A 25,154-nucleotide genomic window follows, 5' to 3' on the forward strand; every position below is an offset into this window, starting at 1 on the left:
CATGTCCTATTGACAGTTCAGCACGAAGACGGAACAGTAGTATACAATGAGGTGGGCAGTACAAACTATCTGGGTGAAATCAATGTCGATTTGGACAATCTGAAGCCTGGAAAATATTATGTTTCAGCAAAGCATTACGAGGATAACTACTACAAGGCCATTGCAAATGCAACAACTTTCCTTGTCAGTCCCAAAGTCGACAATGAAGTCACAAAAACAGTTTCAAGGGATGTCCCGAATTTTGAAGACACTGTTACATGGACAATAACCGTAACAAATCATGGTCCGAATGATTCCACTGATGTTAAGGTGGTTGATGTATTGCCGAAAGGACTGATCTTGATAAATACCACTGACAATGGCAGATATGACCGCAAAACTGGAGTATTGACAATCGGAGATTTGAAGGTTGGCGAAACATTCACATTCAAAATGATTACTGTTGTTAATGCAACCGGAACAATTTTAAATGAGGCTAATGTAACTTCCCATGAATTCGATTCAAACATGGACAATAACTATGCCCAAAAGGAAATAGTCGTAAATCCTGCAAGTGACTTGGCTGTCGTTAAAAGTGTTTCAGATGCATCTCCAAACTATCTTGACTATGTAACATGGACAATAGAGATATCCAACAACGGCCCGGATACCGCTCATGATGTGGTAATGTTTGACTTGCTTCCAAAATCCCTGATTTATGTGGATTGCGACAGGGACTATTCCCCTGCTTCAGGAATCTGGAATGTCGGAACTCTGGAAAAAGGAGAAAAGGTTACTCTTAATATTCGCTGCATCATAAACGGAACAGGATTAATCGAAAATCTTGTTTCCGTCAATGGAACCGAGTTCGATTATGACGAGACAAACAACAATGACAGTGAAAGGCTATTCGTAGATCCTGCAAGCGATTTGGCAATTGTTAAAGCAGTAAATGCAAGCGATGTAAACTATCATGATTTGGTAAAATGGATTTTAACAGTAACAAACAACGGCCCGGACATTGCCAAAAATGTAAGAGTTGTCGATTTCCTGCCTGGAGGATTCACATACATCAATTCCAGATTAACTAAAGGAAATTACAGTGACGATATTTTCACCATCGATTTGATGGAGATTGGCGAAACCGTAACCATTGAAATAATCACTTTGGTTGAGGAAACCGGAAACTTTACAAATTATGCCAATGTCACATCTGACAATTATGACTTTGATTTGACAAACAATGAGGATAACGAGCCAATATTTGTCAATCCTGCATGTGACTTGTCAGTTACCAAATCAGTCAGCGATGAAAATCCTAACTTTAATGATGTGGTAACCTGGACAATTGAGGTCATAAACAACGGTCCGGATGTAGCCCATAATGTGACTGTAAGAGACCTGCTTCCGGATTTCCTGATTTGGATAGGGGACGATAGCGAAATGGAATACGACCCGATAACAGGAATACTTTTCATTGAAGAACTGGACGTTGAGGAATCATTTACATTAAACATAGACTGCAGGGTAAATGCAACAGGTCTGATTCAGAATAACGTTTCCGTTAATGCCAGCGAATATGATTACGATTTGAGCAACAACTTTGACAATGAAACAATAGAAGTTGAAAAGGCTGCAGACGTATCAGTCATTAAATTGGTCAACAACACTTCTCCATATTACAACGACCTGGTAAAATGGACATTGGTCATTTCAAATAACGGACCTGATAAGGCAACAGATGTTTATGTTGAAGACAGATTGCCTAACGGACTGGTATTGGTTAACTACACTGCCACAAAAGGATTCTATGATGAAGGCATTTGGGCAATGTGCTGTTTAAACAATGGTGATGTCGAGACACTTGAAATAATCTGCAGAGTTAACAGAACAGGCAAAATCATGAACATGGCCACAATCCATGCCAAAGAGCATGACTACAATGAAAGCAACAATGAAGATAACGAAAGCGTTGACGTCCCATTGGCGGTTGATTTGCAGGTGACAATCAAAGCCAACAACACCAATCCCATATTTGGCGAAAACGTAAAATGGTTGATTGTAGTCAAAAATAATGGTCCGGACAATGCAACCGGAGTAGTTTTGGAAGATATTCTGCCTGAAGGATTAATATTCAACGGATATGAATCAAGCGGTGGAATTTATGACAATGACATTTGGAATATCGGTTCATTGAATGTCGGAGATATGGCATATCTCAATATCACAACAGTTTCAAATAAGCTTGGCGAAATAATAAACGATGTCAAGGTCACTTCCTTTGAATACGATTGGAACATGAAAAACAATTATGCGGATGACCTGATTGACGTCAGGCCTGTGGCAGACGTGTCAATCGAGAAATTTGTGGATAATAATTATCCGAAATTTGGAGATGTTGTCAGATGGACCTTAATCGCATCAAACAACGGTCCAAACGTTGCCCACAATGTTGTTGTTCGTGATGTTCTTCCAAGGGGATTGAAATTCATCAGTTCAAATGGGGACTATTCAAATAACAATTGGAGAATTTCAAGTTTGAATGTTGGCGAGACAATATCACTTGAAATAGTCTGCAAGGTAACATCAACAGGCAATTTCAATAATGTCGCAGATATTTGGGCGGATGAACTCGACCTCGACAAATCCAATAATCATGCAGACGAGTCAATTCATGTAGCTCCTGCCAGTGATTTGTCAATCACTAAAGTGGCATCCAAATATCATTACCGTGTAGGTGATGTGATTGAGTATGTCATTGAGGTGGTTAACAACGGTCCGGATACCGCACGAAATATAAAGGTAAGTGAAATATTGGATGATTTATTGAAATTGAAATCATTCAAAGCAACAAAAGGTAAGTTCAACAAGTATTCAAACATTTGGACTATCAAAAGTCTTGGTTATGGTGAATCAGCAAAACTGATTATCAGGGTTGTCGCAACAGGCACAGGCATTATCAAAAACACAGTCAAAGTGACTAGCGACACATTTGATTATGACAAATCCAATAATAAGGATTATGTCATTGTCAATGTAACAGAAGAACCGTCAAATGAAGTGGATACTCCTGATAATTCCAATTATGAATTGCAGAGTGTCCTTGAGATGCATCCGACTGCCAATCCTATTTTGATGTTGATGTTTGCAATATTTTCACTTGCATTTTTAGGAAACGATATCTCAAAGAAAAACTAAATTAAAGTAGCACTTGTGCTACTATTTTTATTTTTTTTCAAACGATTTTTCAAAATTTTTCAAGTATCAGAATTATTAATTTCACGATTAATTATTTTATATGTTAATGAAAAAAACGGCCGAATAATCGCCCATTTCTTTAAAATAATCAAAACCTTTATATAAAACTTCCAATAAATGATTAATTAGATATTGATGTAATTATAACTTTTTTGAAAAGTTAGGAGTTAACTCAATATTATTAATTAATCAAAGAGGTGTAATTATGGCTGAAGAAGAAAACTTCGAAGAAATTGTCGAAGAAGACGACGAAAAATTACCTTTCGCTAAAGCTGAAGTTGTACGTTTGATGAAAGAAAATCTTGATGATGACAAGATGATCCGTGAAAGGGTTAAAGTAGAAATGAACATTTTCTTAGGCGAAGTGTTAAAAAACGTATGTAAACAATTAAACGAATATCCATACACTACTATTGAATACGAAATGCTTAAAGAATCAATTTACCCATACACCAACATCGAAAGAATTAATCAAGAAAAAGAAAGAATTTTATTACATTTAGAAGCTATCAAAGCAGATTGTAATGCATTAGCTATGGATGTTCAAAGAACTTTAAAATTAAAAGATGTTGCTGAAGAAGATACCTTCGCAAGCTTTTCAATAAATGAAGAAGAAGACGAAGAAGAATAAACTTCTTCTTTTTAATTTTCTTCAATATGACTAAAACCTGTTTTTAATTCGCGCAATTCCTCTTCGGGAATTTCTAAAATCTCTACATTGTCACTTACGACATTACTCTGTCCAAATGGATCAAGAATAATCAAAGTTGCAGTGTCATTTCCTTTTATCAGCTCTTGAATTTTATTTAATGTTTTTTTACCGTTGGTCTGGGATTCCTCGTCATCAAAAAGATTCAATGCTTTTTTTACAGCGCTTTCGAAACGGGTAAGGACTCCTTCAACATTGGTCACATAACCTTCAGATTTTGGACCAGGCTCTACCTTTACGCCAATTTCAGGGATAATGACTGTAGCGGATTGTGATCGGACCACTCTCACAGATAATGTGCTCTTATTTATTTCAAGAACATATTTTGCAGGGTCATTCTGTTCCAGTGCAATAATGTCTGAGTGTTTAAATCCGCATGCAGGGCATTGGATTGTTGTTTCCATTACTTTGCCGAAGTGAGGTATCTCTATCTCCTTCATGATGGATTTTGCAACACCGTTTTTAGCACATGCAGGACATTTAATAATCATTTCATTAATTGTTTCATCATTCATTTAAGACATATCCTTTATCAGTTAATTCCTTAATAATTTTATCTAGTTTTTCTTGTTTGGAAGCGCAGATTACTGTTTTCCTATATTCGGATAATTTATATAATTCAGTTAGGTATTCTTTTTTGTTTTTGTCTTCATTTATCTTTTTGATAAATGTTTCTGCAGATTCGCTGTCTGAAACGGAAACGTTTCTAACAAGAGGTTCCTTAAATCCCTTGATGTTGTATGTAATCTTTTCAATGCTTCCACTGTTCTGATTGATGATGATATCTATAACGTCTTCCAGCTCATCAGCACTGTTTATAAGGTTTACAGTGGTGCAGGATTTATTTATTACAGACAGTATCTTTTCCAGGGTTTTGTCAATGGATTGCGTATTGATCACGTTGACATCATATTCCTGTGCCTGTTTTAGCAGGTGATCATGGATTATTCTATTTTCTCTAAAGAAATCCAGCTGTTTTCCGCCTCTATGTATTTGAACAGCTCTTTTTACAAAGCGTTCCTTGTGGGATTCCTCATCGGAACTCAGGACGAAAAAGTAAATGTTTGCATATTCTTTAAACTGCTCAATGTCAATCAGTCCCGGGACCAGATGAACCCCTTCAATGATGATGTCGTCGAAATCAGTGATTGCCCTTTGGATGACTTTTTCCAAAGCAGGAATAACGTATGATGCGTGGTCATCAAAACCGGCCGCCACCAAATCATCATAACTTGTGTATCTGCTTTTATTTCTAATGCTTTTATATGCATCATAGGATGAACTGTGTAGGGCTGGCGCATATTCTTTACCAATTATCCCTCTAACCACTGCTCGTATGAAGTCACTTTCAATTAAATGCTTGATATTCAATGATTTTGCAAGTTCTGCTGCAATGGTTGATTTTCCAATCCCTGATGCACTTCCAATAAGTATAACATAAGGTTTTCTCATGTTAATGCTCTCCCAAAAATTTATAAATTATTAATATAATATATGTAATTTTAACTTAAAAAACATTATACTTTATTAATGAAAAAAATTATAATTATTATTAATAACATTTTTTTAAAAATTTTATCAAGAATTATGATGATAAATTGTATTATTAGTTATAAGTTATAAATTATAGGATAGGGGTGAAGTTTTTGTATTCAGTAAAATCAGTAAAAGAGATTCAGGATTTAAATCCATTCATTGTCGTTGGTTGTGGAGGTGGAGGAGAAAAATTCTCCAATCTCGAAGGTATTGAGACCGTAGGATATATTGATGACAATGTTAAAAAGCAAGGAAAACAGTTCTGTGGAAAAACAGTATCAGGCAGTTTGGAAGAATGTTTAAAAGGAGCTCCTGATGCCAAATCACTTGTTATAATGTTGCCAATCGGTGCTGAAGGCTCAGCATTAAAGTATGCCGTTCAGGCAATTGATGCAGGATTGAATGTTATCACTTCCTTTAGATCATTATCCATTGGTGAAAACTTATCTTTAAAGAAATTTGCTGATTCAAAAAATCTCGTTATTAAGGAAATCGGTCCTAGACTTGATGTTGTTGAAAAAATTGCCGGTATTGCCCCTACTAAATCATGTGAAGTTTTACCTAAGATATCCTATACTCCTAAAGCTCCGGTGATTTTTGTTGGAGGAACATCACAGGAATGCGGAAAAAGGACAACTACAAAAATGCTTGGTATAGCAAGTAAGGAAAGGGGATTAAACCCTGCAATTATTTCCACTGATGAAATGGGATTAGAAGAACCTACTGATTTTAACTTTAGAGCAGGAAGCTTGTCTGCTATGGATGTACCATCAGCAGTGTTATGTTCTATAAAATACATTGAAGAAACTAAAAAACCAGATATTATTTTTATTGAAGGTCAGTCCAGTCTAACTGAAAATGGAAACCCTCATCCAAGAGGTTTGTCTGCAGCTATCTTAATTGGAGCTGCTCCTGATGCGGTTATTGTAGGACATAGGCCTAATCACCCATATAGAGAACCTAAAGGAATTGAAGAAGAAATCAAAGCTATTGAAGCAGTGGAACCAACAAAAGTTGTTGGACTGTCAATCAATCTTAAAAATGCTAGTTTGGATATGTGTCCGGAATACTTTGAGGATACATACAACTTGCCTGCAGAAGATGTTTACAAGAATGGTGCTTCTAAACTGTTAGATGCAATATTTGAATATTTAGAGGAGTAGTTTAAATGAGTTTCACAGATGATTTGAAAAGAAGTTTAGGATTTGAAGAAACAGATTCAGGCGAGAATAATGTTAAAAATGAATTGTCAAACATTGTCGGTTCTATTCGTGATGTTTTAAAACCAAAAGAAGGTTCTAATGCACCACAAAGACATCCTCAACAACAATATAGGCCGACTCCTAAACCAAAACAGGATCCTACCAGTCCTCATCCAAGGCCGACTCCTGTCTATGATGATTTTGATGATGTTGTGATTATTCCAGAACAGTCATATTATGAAATTGTCTTGATCAGGCCAAAGTCAATCGATGACATCAACTATGTCGTTGACCAGGTTCTTGGCGAGAAAAATCCTGTAATTGTTGATTTGTCATTCTTGGAAAAAGAAAGTGCTCCTAACTTTAAATTGGCTGGAGATAAGATTAATCAGATGAGAACAAAATATGGCGCTCAAGCGGTATTGCTTGCACGCAATGAAGATAAAAATTTAATCATCATATCTCCTAAGAAAGTTAAAGTGCTTAATAAAGGATAAGTAGAGAAATCTCTACTTCTCAACTATTTTTTTTTAAAAATATTGCATATTTAATCAATACATAGACCACCAGAACCGTTGCTATTGCCGTTTCAAAAATCAGAATGTCATTTAATATTATATTTGAACTTATTTTTCCAACAATTCCTTTTGTGGCAAGAGCGCTTATTACAAATGGAAACGTGAATGCTGAAAAGCTTGGATAGAACTTCAGGTTTCTATAGCTTATGAGCTTATAGAAAGAGAATATGTAGAATATGCAGGCGAGTGCATATAGGCCGAAAACGAATTCGCTTGAAATGTTTTGGGCTGAATTGAGGTATCCGAAAATCAGTATGCTGAACAATGCGGTGAAGATGCATGTCAATGGCTTGTTAGGGTCGGGAATCTGCTTATAGATGAATTCTCTATACAATACTAATGGAGTGGATACCAACATGCCCATAAATCCTATAATGAAGAATATGAAGTCGATTTCATAAAGCCCATGAAAGTGTGCGGTTATGGCACCCATTGTTATTCCAACATAGACTATCCAGTAGCTTGGATAGACAGTTGAAATATCAAATTTCTGTATGATAAAATGATAAGTAAAGTAGATTACTAGCAAAATGTGAAGGGCAATTCCAATAATCCAAATAGCATATGCAATACTTGGCATAAATGGTATGAGATATGTAGATAAAATCATCAAACTCATGGAAAAGGTACCGGAACTGCTGACAATGATTGGATTTTTGAAGTCTTCTCTGACGCTTTGGGGATACAGGACTATTTTCAATATCATTAAAACTAGAATAATGGTGCCTATCGCTCCAAAAGCATATCTGAAATAGGGATGGATGTCCTGAAGCAGATTGCCGAGGGATAATGTTGCAAGAATTAATCCTGATATTGGTATGGGGAGGTTTTTGATGATGTTCATTTAGATCCTGAAGAATTCTTTGGCATTTTTGCTTGAAACTTTCTCGATTTCGCTTTTATTATAGCCTTGCCTTTCTAGTTCGCGAACGGTTTTTGGAACGGAAAGGGGGTCTGAGGCTTTGTTGCTTATGTCACTGTTCAACAGGAACCTGTCAAAACCGTATTCATCCAAAATGGAAATTGCCTCAAATTTGTCCATCTTTTGCGGCTGCACAGTCAGTCCCAACATGCAACTGCTGTCGATAACATCGCCGATGACCTGTGGGTTGATGTGGTCAATTACTGCCTGACTTTCATCAATGTGCTGAGGGATAATGTCCAAAATCACTTTAAGAACTTCAGATTTGTTTTTTCTTGGGGTGTGTACTATTACCTTTGATTTGGTTTCATTTGCTATGTCCAGCTGTCTTTTGAATATGTCAATTTCATTATCTGTCAAATCCTCTAGGCCAATCTCGCCGATTGCAATTATTTGCTTTGCTTCGATCCATTCGTATAACTGTTCAAGAATCCTTTCAGGATTGACATTTGAATTTGTAGGATGGATTCCCAGGGCGACCTTCAAGTCAAGCCCATATTCTGCAGCTCTTTTTGTATCCAGTTCAAGAATTCTATTCAAATGGTTTAATAGCACTATATCTTCTGGTATTTTGTATGGGTAATAGCTGCAAGTTATTCCACAGTCGATTCCAGCCAAATACATTTCCCTAAAATCCTCTCCGCTTCTTGCATCAGCATGCATATGTGTATCTATCATTTTTACCCCTATGTGAATATTTATTTGATAATATTATATTTTTCATAATTTAAAAAAATATCTAAAATTCTTTTAATTATTAAAGTTTTAGCAAGTGCGATTTTTCATTTTTGTTCACTTAAAGAGATTTTATATTCCATAGTAATAAAAAATAGTATTGTAAGTAATACTGCATAGGTGATTATCGTGAATGAAAACAAGAACTATTTGAAAAACTATGATTTTGTCTCTGAAGACATTAAATTTGCAGCAAATTCCATTATACGATTAAGAATATTGTCTGCTCTTTTTGAAAAACCTCAAAACATGAAAGATTTGGCGGATCTGACCAGACTAAGCTACAGTTCCATTTCAAGTACACTTCATGGATTGGAACTTAAAGAATTTGTTTATCGAGAATCTAATAGATATTATCTCTCCAACTCTTTAAAAGTAATAATTAGGCACGTTTTGGAACTTAAGGATGTTGTAAATTTACTAAACAGATTTTTTAACATAATTGAAGGTCATGTAGTGCGCATGATTCCAAAAAAATCTGTTGTTGAATTGCATATGATCGGCAATTCGAGCTTATTGGAATCAGGGGGCATTGATGCATATAAGATTTATAATTTCATAGAAGATGCACTGGTTGGTGCAGATAATGTGCGCTGCATAATGCCTTTTTACCACCTTGATTTCAACAAGCAATTGAATTGTCTGATAAACGAGGGAAAACATGTTGAACTCCTGGTTTCTCATGAGATATTTGAAATATATGAGGAAAAATCCGAATCAAAATACCTGTCTTCATTTAAAATAAAAAATAACTTCATGCTTATTGTCACCGATAAGATGATGATTTTAGGTTTGTTTAAGGAAAACGGACATTTTGATCAAAACAGGCTGCTGACTTCCAAAAATAGTGAGGCCCTCAAATGGGCAGATAATCTGTTTAAAAACTTTAAAAAGAAAAATAAATGAGTGTAAACTCATTTATAATATTTTTCAAGGTAATCCTTTAAATCGGCAATAGGTATTCTTTCCTGAGCTTCGGTGTCCCTGTCCCTTACAGTAACCTGATTGTCTTCTAAGGTATCAAAATCTACTGTCACTGCAAGTGGAACTCCAATTTCATCAGCTCTTGCGTATCTTTTACCGATTGTTCCGGTAGCATCATATTCAACAGTGAAACCTGCCATTCTTAAGGTTTCTGTTAATTCCTGAGCTATTTCACGAGGACCTTCCTTGTTGACAAGAGGGAATATTCCCAATTGGACCGGAGCCACTGACTTGTCAAATTTGAAGTAGTCCTTTTCATCAGTTTCGGTAAATGAATGCAATAAGACTGAATATGTTATACGGTCAATACCGAATGACGGTTCAATGACATGGGGAACAATTTTTTCTCCGGTAATGTCCTCTTCAACTTCCTCAAAGATGAGCAGGTCTTCTGTAACCTCATAGACCTTATCCAATTCCACAGTGAACTTGCCGTCCTTTTCAAGAGCTTGCTTGATTTCGTCAACATCGGCCTCTTCAATTGCCTGTTTAACTTTCGGTGAATCTCCTTTGAATATAGGTCCGAATTTGGATAAGTTAGGTTTAACAACGGTTTTTTGTACTTTTTTAGGTTCATCGTATTCCACAAACACGTTCAATTCATCATTACTGAATTTGGAGTGTGAAGACAGGTCATAATCTCCCCTATCTGCAATTCCGATGATTTCAACCCAACCGTATTTGTCGGTCAGGACTTCAACGTCCCAGCAGTCAAGCGCATAGTGGGCCATTTCTCCTTTAAGGTGTTGTCTGAATCTTAAGACATCTTCCGGAATTCCGATTTCAGTCAGGAATTTGCGTGCAAGGTATAATTGGTAAATCAACATTTCATTGGCAACAATTCCTTTATCCAATGCTTCTTTTGCGGTTATTTCCAAAGGTTCCAGATTCTTTTCCTGCACTTCCTGTGAATTCAGGCGTAAGATTACATCTTCAATCTGTGAGAATTTAGGATGGGTTTTGTCTTTAGGGTTTAAAAAGATTTCAGCTTCTGCCTGTGTGAATTCCCTGAGCCTGATTACACCTTGTCTAGGGGATATTTCATTTCTGTATGCTTTTCCAAGTTGAACTGCACCGAACGGTAATTTTCCTCTGAAAAATCTTTCCAGACGTTTGAATAAGATGAAAATTCCCTGTGCTGTTTCAGGCCTCATGTAACCTACTTTGTCCCCTTTGGCACCGATTTCGGTTTTAAACATTAAATTGTAATTCCAGATGTTTGACAATTTGCCTCCGCACTCAGGACAGACTATGTTGTTGTCAATCACGATTTGGTCAAGCTCTTCGTTTTCAAGGCTTTCCACATCTTCACCGATTACCTCTTCAATGATGTGATCTGCTCTGAACACTTCTCCACATTCTTCACATTTGCACATCGGATCGGTAAAGTTGTCGACATGTCCTGATGCTTTTAAAACTTCTTTAGGCATTACGGTAGGGCCTTCAATTTCGTAAAATCCTTCTCCTGAAACGTATTGTCTTCTCCATTTTTGCATGATGTTGTTTTTTAGGCTTGCTCCAAGAGGTCCGTAATCGGTAAATCCTGACACTCCTGAGTATATCTCAAAAGATGGCCATAAAAATCCTCTTTTTGCACTGACGTTAGACATTTTATCATGATTCATAAATATTAACTCCTATTCTTTTTTCAATTCGTAATCTTGTTTAATTCTACTGCTTTCAGGGCGTGTCTGGCCCATGTATTTACTATTTCTTTCTGGGTGTCCATAAGGCAATTCGGAAGGTGTGGTCATTGTTTCAAAAACAATCTGGCATACCCTTTGGCCAGGATATAATGCCACAGGCATTGCGCCGATGTTGGATATCTCCAAAGTGATTCTTCCTTCAAATCCAGGGTCAATAAAACCTGCGGTAACGTGCATTGTAACGCCCAATCGACCCATACTTGAACGGCCTTCCACTCTTGCAACAAGGTCATCGGGAACTTTAACGTACTCCAATGTAGTGGCAAGGGCAAATTCATTCGGATGGATGATGAATGCTTCGCCTTCAGGCACAATCATTGATTCCATATATGATGCAATGTCCTCTTCATCTTCGGGATCGATATATGGTTTTCTAATCACTTTAAATACTTTAAATTCATCCCCTAATCTCATATCAACAGAAGATGGCTGTATCTGTTTTTCATCTTGAAGGGGTTCAAATCCAATTTTACCTTTTTTTAAATATTCTTTTATAGTCTTATCACTTAAAATTGCCATATTTTCACGCAAATAATTCAATAAATATTAATCTCTTATTTCGAGCAAATTGTCCATTCTATTGACCACATTATCAATGGTTTCATCAGTGTAGTCGATTGTAATGGCATCGAATTTGCATGCATGTGTACAAAGGCCGCAGCCTTTGCAATTTTCTTTATCAATGGATATCTTATTGTCTTTTAGGCTTATTGCCTGGAACATGCAAACTTCATCTAAACATTTCTTGCATAATCTGCATTTGTCCTCATGAAGTGTTACCTCAACTCCATCGAGCTTTTCCAATTTGTCGCTGATGTCTGAATCTAGATTAGGATACACTTTCCACAAACAGCAGCAAGGACAGCAATGACAAATGGTCAACAATCCTTTTCCAGGGCGAACATTCATCCATACGGTATCTATCTTATTTCTACCGATAATATGACTTAAACCAGCGGCATCCGCTTCATCGACCTGAGCCAATGCCTCTTCAACTGTAGCTGTGTGACCGATATGTCTTGGAATCTTGCGGGTTGTTGGTCCAAGGAAAATGCAGCCTATGTCCTGAGGATAGTCCTCACAGTTGTTGGATGTCCTGCACAGGCAGGAATTCATGATGACAATATCGTCGCAACGTTTAATGACCTCTTTTATCACATCAGTAGGCAGGAATTCGGAACCTTCGGACTCTATTTTCTGATTAATGTTGATAGTATTTGGTATAACAAGTATCTCATCATCTTCAAACAGCATTTTATCAACGACTTTCTTGTAAGTCTTTGATTTTTTGGTAATCTCCGCTATCCAAAATCTCCAATTGAATATGTATTTCAGTGTAAATATGCTGATGTCAGCAAATCTAGGTCGTCTCATTGTTCACCAATCTTGTTTTTTAATCGTCTTAATATACCTTTAAGGGTATATATTTCTCGTCCTGTAATGAATGCCCTTGAAACAATGTTGTTGAATGTTTTAAGCCCATTCCTTTTTTTATGATCGGGAATGTCCAAGCAGTCAATCAGCTCTTCCATGTCCTTTACCAGGTATTTCTTTTCCAAATCTCCGCTTTCGTTAAGGCCCTCAACCCCATAATCATGCTTGTTTTTAAACAGTTCATAAAATATGATTGCAGCTGCATGGGATATGTTCATGATAGGGTAAGTGGGGTCGGTTGGAATTGATACGCAAATGTCACAGTCCCCAATTTCCTTATTTGAAAGCCCGTCTCCTTCCCTTCCGAATAATATAGCTATATTATTTGAAACATTCAGGGATTTTCCAAGCTCTTCAGGCCTTATAGGAATTCTTGATAGATTATAACTTCCTCCTGCCATTCCTGTTGAAGCGACTTTGAAATCAATTCTTTGTGATTGATAAAAGTCGTCCAGGCTAGGGTATATCTTTGCGTTTTCAACAATGTATTTTCCATGTGTTGCCTGATAGTATGCTTCGTTTGTCAATGTCGGAGGATTAATTAACACTAAATTCTTCAATCCAAAGTTAGCCATTGTTCTTGCAAGAAAACCTATGTTTCCTGGAGTTTCGCACTCGACAAAAACGATATAAATATTTTCCTTAAAAAGGCTGATTTCTTTATCTTCCTTTTCTCTTATTAGCTTTGCACGTGCACTTCCTCTGGATTGACTTCTGGATTTTGATTTTTTTGTTGAAGTTGACTCTTTCTCGGTTTTGCTTTCCTCTTTACTTTCAGGTGAAGACATTGTTGTAGTTTCAACCACTTTCTCTTCACTTACTGCAGCATCTCCTATTTTAATCAACTCCAATCTTAATTATTCGTAAGCTTCATCCAATAACTCTAATAAATGCAATGTTTTGATGTCTTCACATCCTATGTCGTCCAATCCGTCTTGAATGTTCCTTTTACAGAATGGGCAGATTGTAACCACTGCTTCGGCACCGGTGTCCTTAATCATTTCAGCTTTAGATCTTGACAAATCCATTGCTATATCAGGTTTTCCGGATTTGATTCCACCGCCTGCACCGCAGCATTGGCAAGGATATTTCATCTCTTCAAGTTCAACGCCAGGAATCATTTCAATGATTTCCCTTGGTTGGTCTTTAATGCCCTGGCCTCTTCCCAGGTGGCATGGGTCATGGTATGTGACTTTCATGTCCAGTTCCTTCAATTTGGATGCATCGAGCTTATCGACTAGAAACTCGCTTATGTCCATCACATTCAATTTTGAACCGAATTCAGGGTGGTTGTTCTTCAAAGTTGCTCCACAGCCTGAACATATTGTAATGACAGTGTCATAATCCTTGAAGACCTCTTTGTTTTTATCAACAAGGTCCTGCACTATATCGGTTTGACCGGTTCTTAAAAGGGGTGAACCGCAGCATACCTGTCCTTCAGGCACATCAATGTCAATGCCGTTTTCCTTAAGAATCTTAACCAGCTTATGGCCGGTTTCAGGGAATTTGTAGTCAACCATACAACCTGTAAAGAATGCGATTTTTGAGCCGGTCTTGTTTTCGGCCTCTTCGATAAATGGGGTTTTGTCTGTTGTAACTGACCTTCCGCTTTTCATGATGTTTTCCTTGAATGCAACATGCTCAGGAAGAGGTCCGGAACCGTTTGCAACTGCAATTGCCCTCATCTTTTCGATTGCATCTCCGAATGTGTTGATGTTTTTAGGACATACTGCCAGACATTTGCCGCAGCTGGTACAATTGTAAAGTCCATCATCCAAAGCTTCCTTGAGTCTATCAAAGTTGTCTCTCGGATCACTTTCAAATTTTCTGATGTATCTCATGAGATATGGTCCGCCGAACTCTTCTGTTGCAATGTTGACGACAGGACATGTTGAATAGCAGGAATAGCATTCAATGCAACTTCTGACCTTTTTGGTTTCTGCTGAATCTTGTTTGGTAATGCTGTTATCCAATTCTTCGCATTTATGGTCGCATTGAATAGATAATTCTAAATCTTTGACTTTAGCTTCAATACTTGACTTGTCCACAATCAGATCTTTAATAACTGGGAAATTAAGAGGTTCTATAATTGCGCCGTCCTTAATTTCTTTTTGACAGGCCAAAGCTCCGTTTCCTTTAAACAGTATTCCGCAAGATCCGCATTGTCCTGCTCTGCAGGAACTTTGAAAACTGATGTCTGCATCATATTTGTCATTAATTGCTTGCAGAGCATCCAGAACTTTCATGTGGGGTGTCTGTTCTATTTCATAGCACTCCAAATGTGGTTCTGTGTCAGTTTCTCTATTGAATCTTGAAACATAAACCTTAATCATTTTATCCCTCTAAAGCTTGTAAGTTTTTAAAATATTATAATATTATATTTCTGTCTCATCGAATATATTATACTTACTATTAAAATTTAATTGTTTTTTTTCTTTTGGTCTGAAATTTTTGCAAAAGAGTTTTTAATAATTTAAATCAAAGTATATAATATGTCAAACATTGATAGGTTTAAATTTGAAAACGAGGATTCGGATTTTCCGTTCTACAACAACAATCCCCATATCCCAAAATGGGGTTGGATTGTTTTGTTCTTTGCAATGATTATGGGATTGATCTTATCAATTAGTACCAATTACATCATACTCATTTTGTCATGTGTTGTGATTATCGCTCCGGTATTGTACTTTTTGAATTGGGATTATACTGTAATATTTAAAAAACTTTCCGCAAGGGATGTTGCTCTTGCGTTAGCTCTTTTTGTGGGATATATTGTGTATGCCCTTGCAATGGATTTTGTTTTAGGGAATTTTGGCATAGTTGGAGGAGACCTTATAGGACCCAACCCTACATGGATGGACGTTCCCCCATTGTTTTTTTCATTAATGGTTGAAGAGTTCCTTAAATTCATTCCGTTCATGTTCTTTTTGAGAGTGGCATTTAAATTTTCGAATAACCGTAAGTTATCAGTGATTGTATCGATGGCTTTGGTAATGCTGTTCTTTGCATCTTTGCATGCATATAACTTGAACATGTTAGTGTATGCGATTTTCATACAGGGCTTCGGTTCAATATTTGAGTTTATCGGGTATATAAAGACCAAAAACATTTTAGTTTCATACATTACCCATATGGCTACCGATATTTTGGGATATTCTGCACTATTGTTTGGATTTTAAAATAATATCATTTGGAATTCTCAGAAATTGAGGATTTCAACTTTATTTTTTTAATTTTTTGAAAAATACTTATACTTTGAATTATTATATTATATATGTATTAACGATAATATTTGAGGAAATCATAATGAATTTAAAAGAATTAGTTACAGGAGAATCAGGTGAAAAACAGTTTTTGCTTGGAAATGAAGCTGCCGTTAGAGGAGTAATAGAGGCAGGAGTTTCCATTGCAGCTACATATCCTGGAACTCCTTCATCAGAAATTGGAAATGTATTGTCAGTATTGGCCAAGGATGCCAATATTTATTTTGAGTTTTCCACCAATGAAAAAGTTGCCATGGAGGTTGCAGCCACTGCAGCAGCTTCAGGATTGAGATCTTTCACTTTCATGAAGCATGTGGGTATGAATGTTGCGGCAGACTCATTCATGACTACAGCATATTCTGGGGTAACCGGTGGAATGGTAATTCTGTCTGCAGATGACCCGTCACTCTTTTCATCTCAAAACGAACAGGATACTCGTAACTATGCAAGAATAGCTAATGTACCTGTTTTGGAACCGTCAAACTGTCAGGAAGTTAAGGACATGGTCAAATACGCATTTGACTTATCAGAACAGTTCGGTTTGCCTGTAATTGTCAGAACCACTACCCGTGTTTCCCACATGAGAGGAGTGGTCGAGTTTGGAGATGTTAATGATAACTCATCAAACAATGATAATCATTGGAAGAGAGGTCACTTCAACAAGGATCCGTCAAAATATGTTCCTGTTCCTGCATTTGCAGGGGACATGCATGTCAGATTATGGGATAAAATTAAAAAAATCGAAGGAATCTCTAATAGAAGTGAATTCAATCATGAAATCAATTTTTCCGATGAAAGGGTATATGGATTGATAGCTTCAAGCAGTGCATATAACTATGCTCATGACATTGTAAAATTCAATGATTTGGATATCAACATATTGAAATTAGGATTTTCCTATCCTTTCCCACAGGATAAGGTTGTTGAATTCCTGGAGGATTTGGATGAGGTTTTCATAGTTGAAGAGGTTGATCCGATTATTGAAAGGGATGTGCTTGCCGCAATCGGTGCCAAAAACCTTGATGTAATTGTCCATGGTAAACTGGATGGAACATTCCCTCTTTATCATGAGTTCAACTCCGATATCGTTGCACAAGGTTTGGACAAGGTTTTAAACTTCAATGAAAAGACAACAGTCACTTATTCTTCAAGCTTGGAGGAACTGCAGGAAAATATCCCTTCAAGAGCTCCTGTATTGTGTGCAGGATGTCCTCACAGGGCAATGTATTATGGAATAAACCTTGCAATTGAAGAATTGGGTCTAAAACCTGAAGATGTTATTTTCGCATCAGACATTGGATGTTACACTTTAGGAATCAATCCTCCATACAATGCCGCTGATTACCTGTTGTCAATGGGTTCAAGCGTGGGGGACGGTTGCGGATTTTCAGTTTCAACCGACCAGAAGGTGGCAAGCTTCATTGGAGACTCCACATTTTTCCACAGTGGCGTTTCACCTCTGATAAATGCAGTCCACAACAAGCATAATTTTGTTCTGACAGTTCTTGACAATAGGATTACCGCAATGACCGGAGGTCAGCCTAACCCTGGAATTCCTGTTGACGGAATGGGCGATGAAGCTCCTGAGGTATCAATCCGTAAACTTGCATTGGCTTGCGGATGCGATTATGTGCGTGTAATAAATCCATTCAATCTTGAACAGGTTGTTAAAACTTATAAAGAGGCATTTGAAAGAAACGATACTGCTGTAATCATATCAAAAGCTCCATGTACATTAATCAAAGGATTGACTAAAAAGCCACCGGTCAACTTTGTAGAAGGAAACTGCAATTACTGTGACAAATGTGTAAGCGAACTGGCCTGTCCGGCCATATCCAAAGTTGATGGTAAGATTACAATAGATAAGGCACAATGTGATGGATGTAATGTATGTATACAGGTCTGTAAGTATGGTGCTCTAGAGGCAGGTAGGTGATATTATGGATAATCATTATTGTATTTATATTTGCGGTGTAGGAGGTCAGGGAATCATCAAGACCTCAACAATCATCGGTGAAGCTGCAATGAACCAAGGTTTGGATGTGGTCATGAGTGAGATTCACGGAATGTCTCAAAGGGGAGGTTCTGTATCTACCGAGCTTAAGATTGGAGGATACAATTCATCAATCATACCTAATCAGGCTGCTGACATGTTGCTTTCCTTTGAACCTGTTGAAACAATAAGGGGACTTGACAAGGTAAACTCAGAAACTAAAATAGTTTACAATACTCATCCGATAATTCCTTCTTCAACAGACAAGGAATACCCAAGTGTTGACGGTATAACCAAAACCTTAAAAGAAAACTTTAAGCATGTGCTTCCGATTGATGGAACAAGATTGGCTATTGAGGCCGGAAGTGTTTTATCATTGAATATGGTTCTTTTAGGGGCAGTCACTGCTGATGACAAGTTTCCACTTACAAAAGAATCAGTCATTGATGCAATGAAAAATAACCTGAAACCTAAATTCCATGAAATGAATTTAAAAGCAATTGAAAGTGGGTATCAATCCATCAAAGGTTAACTTATAAATAGTATTTATATCAAATTATTAATTAGTTAAAACAGTTGTGGTATTATGGCTTACAAAATTGACAATGCTATTGTAAAAAAAGATAGGAACGGCAGAATAACATTAATCGATCCGGAAAACGTTTTTGAAGATGAAGATGCATTCATTGCAATTAAAAGTGATGATTTAATCACAATTCAGCTTTTAATCAATGGTATCTTAAAAAATGATTTCCAAAACTGGAGAGAATTGGGAACCATTCCTGAAAACGAACCATTAAAAAGCCTTTTCGTACGTTTAGGTTATTCAAAAGAAGATATATCTAAATTATTAAAAGAATTTTAGATATTTTTTCTTAACTATTTTTTTAAAAAATAAGAGTAGAAAAGAAGTTAATCTTTTCTATAAATCTTTGATGTCTTCAGCATCCAGTATTTTAACGTTGCTTTCATTTAAAGCAGCAACCGCTTTTTCCATATTTTCCAATCTCATAACGACAATGGCCTCGTCGGTTTTGCTGCTTACAAAAGCGTAAAGGTATTCCAGATTAATGCCTTTTTCGTCAAAAACAGCTAAAGTTGAGTTTAGTCCGTTAGGTTCATCAGGCACTGCCAAAATGATGACTTCATTTTCTTTCACGATAAATCCATCTTTTTCAAGAGCGGCTATTGCCTTTTCATTATCAGATACAATCAATCTTAAAATTCCGTATTTTGTTGTATCCGCTATGGATAATGCACGAATGTTAATGTTTTCTTTAGCTAATGTGTCGATAGCTTTTTTAATTCTTCCTTCTTTGTTTTCGACAAAAACTGATACTTGTTTAACTGCCATTTTATCACCTATTCAAAATTCCTTTCATCTATTACACGAACAGCTTTACCTTCACTTCTTGGAAGTGATTCCGGTTCGACAATACTTACGTCCACTCTAAGTCCTGTTTCTGATCTGATGGATGCCTGTATTTGTTTTTCTACTCTTTCCATTTCTTTCATTTCATCTGAGAATAACTCTTTTGTAGCTTCAACCTTAACTTCCACTTCATCTAAAATGTCAGGTCTTGTTACATGAATCATGTAGTTAGGACTTGCTCCTGATACTTTAAGCAATGCCTTTTCGATTTGTGATGGGAAAACCATAACTCCTTTGATTTTCAACATATCGTCGCTTCTGCCGGTGATTCTTGTCATTCTGACGGTTGTTCTCCCACATTCACATTTGTCTGCAATAAGTGAAGTGAGGTCTTTTGTCCTGAATCTTAAGATAGGCATTCCGGTTTTGGTTAGGGAAGTCAATACCAATTCCCCTTTTTCACCATAATCTAAGGTTTCACCAGTTTCTGAATTGATGATTTCAGGATAGAAATGGTCGTCCTGGATATGCATTCCGTTTTGGCAATCGCATTCCTGAGCAACTCCAGGTCCCATTACTTCTGTTAGACCATAGATGTTGTGGGTTTTGATTCCTAAGGATTCTTCAATTCTTTTCCTCATTTCATTGGTCCACATTTCAGCTCCGTGGATTCCTGCTTTTAGATTGATGTCTTCTAATGCAATTCCTGCTTTTTCTCTTGATTCACCAAGATACATTGCATATGAAGGGGTACATGTTAAGATTTCACTTTGGAAATCGACCATAGTGTCAAGTTGCCTTTGGGTGTTTCCAGCGGAAATTGGAATTGTAATTGCTCCCATTCTGTTTCCACCGTGGTGGATACCGAATCCTCCTGTGAATAATCCGTATCCGTATGCATTTTGAATAATATACTCTTTTTCTGCACCAGCCATTTTAAGTCCGCGTGCAATGCATTCTCCCCAAATGTCTAGGTCATTTTGAGTGTATGCGGTAACTGTTGGTTTTCCGGTTGTTCCAGAAGATGCATGAACCTCTACAATTTCTTCACGAGGAACTGCGAGCAATCCTAAAGGATAAGCTTGCCTCAAATCGCTTTTGGTTGTAAATGGAATTTTTTCAATGTCCTTCAATGTCTTTATGTCTTCAGGTTTCAATCCAATTTCATCGAATCGTTTCTTATAGAACTCCACATTTTCATATGCGAGCTTCACGGTCTTCTGCAGTCTTTCGAGTTGAATCTTTTCTTTTTCTTCTTTTTCCATACATTCGGCTTTTTCATCCCAAAACATGATATCCCTATTTGATTAATTTTTCTAATGTGTTTAATTATGTAACTTATTGAATATATAATTTTAGACAACTGTTTAATTTTCTGATTTTAATATTAATTAATTTTTAACGAGGTTGATAAAATATTGATTTATATGCGTTAAATTACAAAATAACTTCAATTTTTACTTTATTTTGCCTTACAAGTATTTATATTAGTTTTTTATAAGCTTTACATGGTGATAAATTTGAATTTAGAAATTGAAAAGGCTAAAAATGAATATGATGAGAAAAATTATGAAATGGCATTGGAAATATTGGACGGCATTGAAGATGAAGGGGAGTATCAAAAACTTGCAGCTCTTATTAGAATTGCCAGTCTGATGGCATTAAAGCGTTATGATGAATCTTTAAACATCATTGATTCAAGCATTGAAGAATATCCATATAGCGAGTTTCTGTGGTCCAGAAAGGTTGAATGCCAGTATTTCAAGGGGGATGAGAAGGATGCCGCCAAATCCCTGGAGGAGCTTGAACGCATTGTCAATAAGGATGATAAGCATAGTCTTGTTTTTCTTGCTGAGGAGTTTGAACTTCTCAACAATCACGAAAAGGCTTTGAAATATTGTGATATGGCTTTGGACATTGATAGGGATTTTACTGATGCGGTTCGCCAAAAGGCAATGTCTGCGAGTGCTCTTAAGGATTATGATATGATGAGTGACTGTGCGGACAGGCTTTTGGAACTTTATGAGGGGGAATTTGAAAAATTGGTTCCATTCACATTAAAATTATTCTCCGGAAGATATAGGGATGCATTGGGCATTGTTGACGGAATGAGTGTCCTTGATAATGCACAGGAGGAGATGATGAAGGGGGCCATATACAATTCAATGGTTGAGGATTTAAACATTGAAATCAGGTCTTCTTCTCCAGTTGATATGACAATTGATGAGGTTTTGGACCTTTTTTTCAGGTATCATTATGATGGAATCGGGCAGGGTGAAATAAAGGGTGTCAGGTATTTAATCACAAAGCAACAATAATGTACAAAAAAGTACATCAATGTATTATAGTAAGCTTTATAAACATTAAACATAATAAATTAAAGTGGATATTAAGTTATTTAATATTTTTTAGAGGTAATTAATTATGGACGTAATGATTTTAACAATAGTGTTTATAATCTACATATTCGCGCTGGTTTTTGTAGGTTATTACGCATACAAAAAGACTAATTCCTCTGAAGACTTCATGATTGCTGGTAAAGATACACATCCATTCATCATGGCAATGAGTTATGGAGCTACTTTTATTTCGACAGCAGCTATTGTTGGTTTTGGAGGGGTTGCTAGTGAATATGGTATGAGTGTTTTATGGTTGGCATTCTTAAACATTATCATTGGTGTATTTATCGCATTTGTATTTTTAGGAAAAAGAACACGTAGAATGGGGCATGCTTTGGAATCCTTGACATTCCCTGAGTTTTTGGGAAAACGTTTTGACTCCAAATTCATCCATTACTTCTCAGGATTGATAATCTTCTGTGCAATGCCTTTATATGCGGCAGTTGTATTGATCGGTGCTGCAAGATTTCTGGAATCTTCATTGATGATTAATTTCAGTATCGCATTGATGATTCTATCAATCATTATCACATTCTATGTGCTGTTCGGTGGAATCCGTGGTGTAATGTATACTGACGCACTTCAGGGAACTATCATGGTAGTTGCAATGGTATTCCTTTTAGTATTTGTCTACTGGCTGCTTGGAGGAGTCAGCACAGCAAACACCGCATTGACAAACATGGTTAATCTGTATCCTGCTGATGCGCTTGCAACGGGAGGTACGGGCTGGACGGCCTTCCCAGAGTTTGGAACACCGTTCTGGTGGTCACTGGTATCATCTACATTGATCGGTGTAGGTATCGGTGTTTTAGCACAGCCTTCACTTATCGTAAGGTTCATGACAGTTAAATCTGATAAGGAACTGAACAGATCAGTTTTGATTGGAGGAATATTCATTGCAATCATGCCTACAACCGCATATATCGTAGGATCCCTTTCTAACGTATACTTCTTTGACAAATTGGGCAAAATCGCTGTTGATGTGGTTGGAGGAAACATCGATAAGGTCATTCCGACTTTCATCACAATGGCGCTTCCTGAATGGTTTGTGTATATCTTCCTTCTCTCCCTGATTGCGGCTGCGATGTCAACAATATCCTCACAACTGCACACCCAGGGAACTGCATTCGGTGTGGATATATACGGTACAATAAGGGAAAAATCAAAACAGAAACTCGATCAGGTATCCATCTCAAGGGTGGGTATTCTGATAGCTATCATTCTAGCTTTGATAATGGCATACGCACTTCCTGGAAGTGTAGTCGCACTCGGTACAAGTCTCTTCTTTGAAATCTGTGCAGCCGCATTCCTGCCTGTATTTTTAGGAGCGCTTTACTGGAGAGGAATCACAAGGCCTGGAGCTATTGCAGGAATAATTTCCGGAACATTCGTCAGTCTGTTCTGGTTGACATTCGTATTCAAAAAAACTGCAGTAGGTCTTGGAATATGTAAATTCTTATTAGGTGTGGAAACATTGATTCCTGCAGCACCATGGCCATTCATTGACGTAATGCTGATAGCGGTGCCAGTTTCTGCAATATTTACAATTGTAGTAAGTTTGCTTACCAAACCTCCGGCACAGGAGGTCGTCGATAAGGCATTTGAAAACATAGGTTCAAAAGGGAGTGATGCATAATGGGAATTTTAGGAATTGAAGACCCATGGATTTGGGGAGTATACCTTGGAATTATCTTGTCCACACTTCTATGTGTTGGCTATGGTATTGTAAACTGGAACAAGGGAGATTAAATTCTCCTACCTTATCTTTTTTTATATAATTAATTACAAATTCATTAACGATGAACGCTGATGAATCTGATAAAATTTTCACCAAATCATTTTTCCTGATTTTTGGAGCATTGCTGTTCACTGCCCTTGTGATGTATGCACTGATGTCGACGGTGACCGAATATGCAACAACTATGGGCTCTACTGCAACGATTGCCGGCCTGGTTTCTGGAATATACATTTTCGGAGGGCTGTGCTCAAGGATATATTCAGGCGATGCGCTGGAGCGAATAGGCTGGAGAAAAATAGCTCTTGTTTTTATGGGAATCCATTTTCTGGCTTGTTTACTGTATTTTATTGTGGATAACATAACATTACTCATAATTGTCAGATTCATACACGGTATCGGTTTCGGGGCATCAGCCAATGCGATAGTGACAATAGCAACGGCAATATTGCCTAAAAGGAGATTTTCCGAAGCCTTCGGATACTTCATGCTTGGAACAACAATAGCGGTGGGCCTTGGACCATTCATCGGCGGATTCTTATATGATTCATTTGGATCTGTGGGATGCTTTGCTGCAGCTTCAGTCTTCTCATTTTTGGCTTTGATATTCATAATTCTCATTGATGTTGACAAATACGACACAAAGGATAAAACTTCCGGTGATAAGTCATATTCAGGAATTGAAAAGGTAATAGAGTTCGGTGCCGTGCCTGTTTCACTTTTCACTGCCCTCACAAGTCTCGGTTATGTGTCAATACTTTCATTTTACAGGCTGTATGCAGTTGAGGTTAACTTGACTGGGGTATTTTCATGGTTTTTCATCATATACTCAATCTGTCTTGTTGCCACAAGGCCATTGGCCGGTAGAATCCAGGATAACGGAGGAGACAGGATTGTTTGTGTGGTAGGAATCATTGCCCAGTCAATAGGCCTGATGCTGATTGCACTTTACCCGTCAAACGTCACGGTCATAATCTGTGCAATATGTGCTGCTCTGGGATTCGGAACACTTAATTCGGCCAGTACCGCAATCATAACCAGAAAGGTATCAGAACACCGCCGGTCATATGCAATATCCACATTTTTCATATTCTGTGATGCGACAATGGGATTTGGACCTGCACTTCTTGGTTCATTCGTATCAGCGGCTACAGGATATGCTCCGGTCTATTTCATATCCTCGATAATTACCCTTTTGGCTTTGCCGATTTGTTTGTACTCCTTGAAATCGTAATTTAACTTTATTGTGCAAGAATTCTCCGGCTTCTTTAAGCCGGGGGATGAATTGCACATTTTAGTGGTTAGTGTCTATATTTTTTTTATGTGGATGGGGTGGTGAGATTAGTTTT

Annotated in this window: 24 protein-coding genes; 13 read left to right on the forward strand and 11 right to left on the reverse strand. The window is 37.2% G+C overall.

What is annotated here, in order from left to right; translation table 11 throughout:
* A partial coding sequence (locus QZN27_RS02890) for a DUF11 domain-containing protein (protein ID WP_296783364.1) occupies positions 1–3,177 on the forward strand: 3,177 nt, incomplete at its 5' end.
* 265 nt (positions 3,178–3,442) lie between these two features.
* A complete protein-coding gene (locus QZN27_RS02895) occupies positions 3,443–3,868 on the forward strand; it encodes a hypothetical protein (protein WP_296783367.1) in 426 nt (141 codons plus the stop codon).
* Positions 3,869–3,879: 11 nt separating this feature from the next.
* On the opposite strand, the gene QZN27_RS02900 is transcribed toward QZN27_RS02895, so the two are convergent.
* Entirely contained in the window at positions 3,880–4,461 is a 582-nt protein-coding gene (locus tag QZN27_RS02900) for a ZPR1 zinc finger domain-containing protein (RefSeq protein ID WP_296783370.1), read from the reverse strand.
* Entirely contained in the window at positions 4,454–5,398 is a 945-nt protein-coding gene (locus tag QZN27_RS02905; protein WP_296783374.1) for a 3H domain-containing protein, read from the reverse strand. Before QZN27_RS02905 ends, QZN27_RS02900 begins: the two co-directional genes overlap by 8 nt.
* A gap of 194 nt (positions 5,399–5,592) precedes the next feature.
* Between QZN27_RS02905 and QZN27_RS02910 the strand changes: the two genes are divergently transcribed.
* Positions 5,593–6,645 (forward strand): DUF1611 domain-containing protein, encoded by a 1,053-nt coding sequence (locus tag QZN27_RS02910; protein WP_296783377.1) that lies wholly within the window; start codon positions 5,593–5,595, stop codon positions 6,643–6,645.
* Between the two features lie 5 nt (positions 6,646–6,650).
* On the forward strand, positions 6,651–7,181 hold the full coding sequence (sepF, locus tag QZN27_RS02915; protein ID WP_296783380.1) for a cell division protein SepF: 531 nt from the start codon (positions 6,651–6,653) through the stop codon (positions 7,179–7,181).
* 19 nt (positions 7,182–7,200) lie between these two features.
* Here the strand turns inward: sepF and QZN27_RS02920 are convergent, their stop codons facing one another.
* Both QZN27_RS02920 and QZN27_RS02925 read right to left on the reverse strand, forming a co-directional pair.
* Positions 7,201–8,106, reverse strand: coding sequence for a TDT family transporter (locus tag QZN27_RS02920; protein WP_296783383.1), 906 nt, complete (start codon positions 8,104–8,106; stop codon positions 7,201–7,203).
* Positions 8,107–8,862, reverse strand: coding sequence for a TatD family hydrolase (locus QZN27_RS02925; protein ID WP_296783386.1), 756 nt, complete (start codon positions 8,860–8,862; stop codon positions 8,107–8,109).
* A gap of 186 nt (positions 8,863–9,048) precedes the next feature.
* Between QZN27_RS02925 and QZN27_RS02930 the strand changes: the two genes are divergently transcribed.
* Positions 9,049–9,825, forward strand: a complete 777-nt coding sequence (locus QZN27_RS02930; protein ID WP_296783388.1) for a winged helix-turn-helix domain-containing protein — start codon at positions 9,049–9,051, stop codon at positions 9,823–9,825.
* An 8-nt stretch (positions 9,826–9,833) separates the two neighbouring features.
* On the opposite strand, the gene glyS is transcribed toward QZN27_RS02930, so the two are convergent.
* Genes glyS through tfrB form a run of 5 tightly spaced genes read right to left on the reverse strand, consistent with a single transcriptional unit; the run spans position 9,834 to position 15,376 of the window.
* Positions 9,834–11,528, reverse strand: coding sequence for a glycine--tRNA ligase (glyS, locus tag QZN27_RS02935; protein WP_296783391.1), 1,695 nt, complete (start codon positions 11,526–11,528; stop codon positions 9,834–9,836).
* A 12-nt stretch (positions 11,529–11,540) separates the two neighbouring features.
* Complete coding sequence (gene dcd, locus QZN27_RS02940) at positions 11,541–12,128, reverse strand: dCTP deaminase (protein WP_296783393.1); 588 nt, start codon at positions 12,126–12,128, stop codon at positions 11,541–11,543.
* A gap of 27 nt (positions 12,129–12,155) precedes the next feature.
* Positions 12,156–12,983: a DUF362 domain-containing protein gene (locus QZN27_RS02945; RefSeq protein WP_296783396.1), complete on the reverse strand. Its 828-nt coding sequence runs from the start codon at positions 12,981–12,983 to the stop codon at positions 12,156–12,158.
* On the reverse strand, positions 12,980–13,888 hold the full coding sequence (locus tag QZN27_RS02950) for a TrmJ/YjtD family RNA methyltransferase (RefSeq protein WP_296783398.1): 909 nt from the start codon (positions 13,886–13,888) through the stop codon (positions 12,980–12,982). The genes QZN27_RS02945 and QZN27_RS02950 overlap by 4 nt, the downstream gene beginning before the upstream one ends.
* 12 nt (positions 13,889–13,900) lie before the next feature.
* Complete coding sequence (tfrB, locus tag QZN27_RS02955; protein WP_296783401.1) at positions 13,901–15,376, reverse strand: fumarate reductase (CoM/CoB) subunit TfrB; 1,476 nt, start codon at positions 15,374–15,376, stop codon at positions 13,901–13,903.
* Positions 15,377–15,535: 159 nt separating this feature from the next.
* Here tfrB and QZN27_RS02960 point away from each other — a divergent pair, with 159 nt between their 5' ends.
* The 4 genes from QZN27_RS02960 (at position 15,536) to QZN27_RS02975 (ending at position 19,164) form a co-directional block, all read left to right on the forward strand.
* On the forward strand, positions 15,536–16,222 hold the full coding sequence (locus QZN27_RS02960; protein WP_296783403.1) for a type II CAAX prenyl endopeptidase Rce1 family protein: 687 nt from the start codon (positions 15,536–15,538) through the stop codon (positions 16,220–16,222).
* Positions 16,223–16,349: 127 nt separating this feature from the next.
* On the forward strand, positions 16,350–18,242 hold the full coding sequence (iorA, locus tag QZN27_RS02965; RefSeq protein ID WP_296783406.1) for an indolepyruvate ferredoxin oxidoreductase subunit alpha: 1,893 nt from the start codon (positions 16,350–16,352) through the stop codon (positions 18,240–18,242).
* A gap of 4 nt (positions 18,243–18,246) precedes the next feature.
* The gene (locus tag QZN27_RS02970; protein ID WP_296783408.1) at positions 18,247–18,831 is read left to right on the forward strand and encodes an indolepyruvate oxidoreductase subunit beta; all 585 of its coding nucleotides are present in this window, start codon (positions 18,247–18,249) and stop codon (positions 18,829–18,831) included.
* Between the two features lie 54 nt (positions 18,832–18,885).
* Positions 18,886–19,164: a hypothetical protein gene (locus tag QZN27_RS02975; protein ID WP_296783410.1), complete on the forward strand. Its 279-nt coding sequence runs from the start codon at positions 18,886–18,888 to the stop codon at positions 19,162–19,164.
* A gap of 57 nt (positions 19,165–19,221) precedes the next feature.
* Here the strand turns inward: QZN27_RS02975 and QZN27_RS02980 are convergent, their stop codons facing one another.
* Positions 19,222–19,653, reverse strand: coding sequence for an amino acid-binding protein (locus tag QZN27_RS02980; protein WP_296783414.1), 432 nt, complete (start codon positions 19,651–19,653; stop codon positions 19,222–19,224).
* A gap of 8 nt (positions 19,654–19,661) precedes the next feature.
* Entirely contained in the window at positions 19,662–20,963 is a 1,302-nt protein-coding gene (locus QZN27_RS02985; protein WP_296783415.1) for a phenylacetate--CoA ligase family protein, read from the reverse strand.
* A gap of 228 nt (positions 20,964–21,191) precedes the next feature.
* Between QZN27_RS02985 and QZN27_RS02990 the strand changes: the two genes are divergently transcribed.
* The 4 genes from QZN27_RS02990 (at position 21,192) to QZN27_RS03000 (ending at position 25,039) form a co-directional block, all read left to right on the forward strand.
* Complete coding sequence (locus QZN27_RS02990) at positions 21,192–21,989, forward strand: lipopolysaccharide assembly protein LapB (protein ID WP_296783417.1); 798 nt, start codon at positions 21,192–21,194, stop codon at positions 21,987–21,989.
* A 106-nt stretch (positions 21,990–22,095) separates the two neighbouring features.
* A complete protein-coding gene (locus QZN27_RS02995; protein ID WP_296783420.1) occupies positions 22,096–23,706 on the forward strand; it encodes a sodium:solute symporter in 1,611 nt (536 codons plus the stop codon).
* Complete coding sequence (locus QZN27_RS09925) at positions 23,706–23,819, forward strand: symporter small accessory protein (RefSeq protein ID WP_330024877.1); 114 nt, start codon at positions 23,706–23,708, stop codon at positions 23,817–23,819. Before QZN27_RS02995 ends, QZN27_RS09925 begins: the two co-directional genes overlap by 1 nt.
* Positions 23,820–23,869: 50 nt before the next feature.
* Positions 23,870–25,039, forward strand: coding sequence for an MFS transporter (locus tag QZN27_RS03000; RefSeq protein WP_296783423.1), 1,170 nt, complete (start codon positions 23,870–23,872; stop codon positions 25,037–25,039).
* The last annotated feature ends 115 nt before the right edge of the window (positions 25,040–25,154 follow it).

The organism is uncultured Methanobrevibacter sp. (assembly GCF_900316895.1).
Lineage (GTDB): Archaea > Methanobacteriota > Methanobacteria > Methanobacteriales > Methanobacteriaceae > Methanocatella.

What these genes read in the sequence shown, in the direction of transcription:
- QZN27_RS02895 (WP_296783367.1), top strand. Translation starts at nt 3,443, where the DNA reads ATGGCTGAAGAAGAAAACTTCGAAGAAATTGTCGAAGAAGACGACGAA.
- QZN27_RS02900 (WP_296783370.1), bottom strand. Translation starts at nt 4,461, where the DNA reads ATGAATGATGAAACAATTAATGAAATGATTATTAAATGTCCTGCATGT.
- QZN27_RS02905 (WP_296783374.1), bottom strand. Translation starts at nt 5,398, where the DNA reads ATGAGAAAACCTTATGTTATACTTATTGGAAGTGCATCAGGGATTGGA.
- sepF (WP_296783380.1), top strand. Translation starts at nt 6,651, where the DNA reads ATGAGTTTCACAGATGATTTGAAAAGAAGTTTAGGATTTGAAGAAACA.
- QZN27_RS02920 (WP_296783383.1), bottom strand. Translation starts at nt 8,106, where the DNA reads ATGAACATCATCAAAAACCTCCCCATACCAATATCAGGATTAATTCTT.
- QZN27_RS02925 (WP_296783386.1), bottom strand. Translation starts at nt 8,862, where the DNA reads ATGATAGATACACATATGCATGCTGATGCAAGAAGCGGAGAGGATTTT.
- glyS (WP_296783391.1), bottom strand. Translation starts at nt 11,528, where the DNA reads ATGAATCATGATAAAATGTCTAACGTCAGTGCAAAAAGAGGATTTTTA.
- dcd (WP_296783393.1), bottom strand. Translation starts at nt 12,128, where the DNA reads ATGGCAATTTTAAGTGATAAGACTATAAAAGAATATTTAAAAAAAGGT.
- QZN27_RS02945 (WP_296783396.1), bottom strand. Translation starts at nt 12,983, where the DNA reads ATGAGACGACCTAGATTTGCTGACATCAGCATATTTACACTGAAATAC.
- tfrB (WP_296783401.1), bottom strand. Translation starts at nt 15,376, where the DNA reads ATGATTAAGGTTTATGTTTCAAGATTCAATAGAGAAACTGACACAGAA.
- QZN27_RS02960 (WP_296783403.1), top strand. Translation starts at nt 15,536, where the DNA reads ATGTCAAACATTGATAGGTTTAAATTTGAAAACGAGGATTCGGATTTT.
- iorA (WP_296783406.1), top strand. Translation starts at nt 16,350, where the DNA reads ATGAATTTAAAAGAATTAGTTACAGGAGAATCAGGTGAAAAACAGTTT.
- QZN27_RS02970 (WP_296783408.1), top strand. Translation starts at nt 18,247, where the DNA reads ATGGATAATCATTATTGTATTTATATTTGCGGTGTAGGAGGTCAGGGA.
- QZN27_RS02975 (WP_296783410.1), top strand. Translation starts at nt 18,886, where the DNA reads ATGGCTTACAAAATTGACAATGCTATTGTAAAAAAAGATAGGAACGGC.
- QZN27_RS02980 (WP_296783414.1), bottom strand. Translation starts at nt 19,653, where the DNA reads ATGGCAGTTAAACAAGTATCAGTTTTTGTCGAAAACAAAGAAGGAAGA.
- QZN27_RS02985 (WP_296783415.1), bottom strand. Translation starts at nt 20,963, where the DNA reads ATGTTTTGGGATGAAAAAGCCGAATGTATGGAAAAAGAAGAAAAAGAA.
- QZN27_RS02995 (WP_296783420.1), top strand. Translation starts at nt 22,096, where the DNA reads ATGGACGTAATGATTTTAACAATAGTGTTTATAATCTACATATTCGCG.
- QZN27_RS09925 (WP_330024877.1), top strand. Translation starts at nt 23,706, where the DNA reads ATGGGAATTTTAGGAATTGAAGACCCATGGATTTGGGGAGTATACCTT.
- QZN27_RS03000 (WP_296783423.1), top strand. Translation starts at nt 23,870, where the DNA reads ATGAACGCTGATGAATCTGATAAAATTTTCACCAAATCATTTTTCCTG.